A 1,272-nucleotide genomic window follows, 5' to 3' on the forward strand; every position below is an offset into this window, starting at 1 on the left:
CGTGCCGGCGCAGCAGCACGGAGGCCGCTTCCCGCAGGCGCGCACGGTCGACGTCGCCCTCGAACTCGAACACCATCTGCGCGGTGTAGACGTCAGGACCGGCGTTGTCGTCGTAGATGCTGTGGAAGATCATCCCGTGCTGGAGCGGTGCCAGGGGGAGAACGTCCTCCAGGCCTGGGATCTCGGCCTCCAGCTCCTCCAGGTCGGCCTGGGTCACCGTCGCGTCGACGACGTCGGTGGGGGTGAGTCCGCCGGCGTGGGGACGACGGGTGTGTTCGGCGATGCCCTTCAGTGCCTCGGCCCACAGATCGGCCAGCTCGCGGACGCTGTCCCGACTGATCAGACGCGGGGTCCAACTCCAGTGCACCCTCAGGCGCACGCCGGTTCCGTCGTCCTCGGCGACGGCGTTGACCTCGACGAGGTGTCCGACGGGGGTGTTCGGACCGGGGCCGGCCACACCGGCAAGCAGCGGTGTCCAGGCATCGGTGTCCGTCGTGGAGACCGTGAACCGGCCCAGGTAGTTGAAGCCGATCTGGGGCGGCGGACACCCGCGCAGCGTGGCGGCGGTCTCCGGATTGAGGTAGCGGAGCATGCCGTAACCGGCCCCACGGTCGGGCGTGGCACGCAACTGCTCCTTGACCCGCTTGATCGCCGCACCGACCACCGGACCGCCCGCGACCACCTCGTTCCACACCGCGGGACCGGCATCCACCCGCACCGGATACATCGAGGTGAACCAGCCGACCGTGCGCGACAGGTCCGCACCCGGCAGCAGTTCCTCGTCACGGCCGTGCCCCTCCAGATCCAGCACCCAGCCGTCCCCACCACCACCACTGCCCCGGAAGGCCCACCGCGACAGCGCCAGCGCAAGACCCGCCAGCAGCACGTCGTCGAGGCCCGCGTTGAACAGTCCCGCGGTCCGGGCCAGCACGACCCGGGAGACGTCCTCGGGCAACTCCACGGAGTACGACTCCACGGTCCCGTAGACATCCCGTGCGGGGTCGAGTTCGCCGTCGGCGACCGGGGTCCGCTCCGCCAGCACCGACTGCCACCACGGCAGTTCCGCCGCCCGCTCGGACGAGAGCGCCTGCCGCGCCACCTCCGACGACCACCGCCGCACCGACGTCCCCACCGGCGCCAGCACCACACCCGACCCAGCACCCGCACCCGCACCCGCACCGGCTTCGGCTTCGGCACCAGCACCGGCTTCGGCGCCGGTCACCGCCTCCGCCAGATCCGGCAGCAGCACCCGCCAGGACACCCCGTCCACCA

General features: G+C 71.5%; 1 protein-coding gene. It reads right to left on the bottom strand.

Annotated elements, in window-relative coordinates; all coding sequences use genetic code 11:
- The coding region (locus ACFPZI_RS33325; protein ID WP_381370911.1) for a condensation domain-containing protein at positions 1-1,272 on the bottom strand (1,272 nt) is incomplete at both ends.

It is taken from the genome of Streptomyces chlorus, assembly GCF_042655885.1.
GTDB lineage: Bacteria > Actinomycetota > Actinomycetes > Streptomycetales > Streptomycetaceae > Streptomyces > Streptomyces chlorus.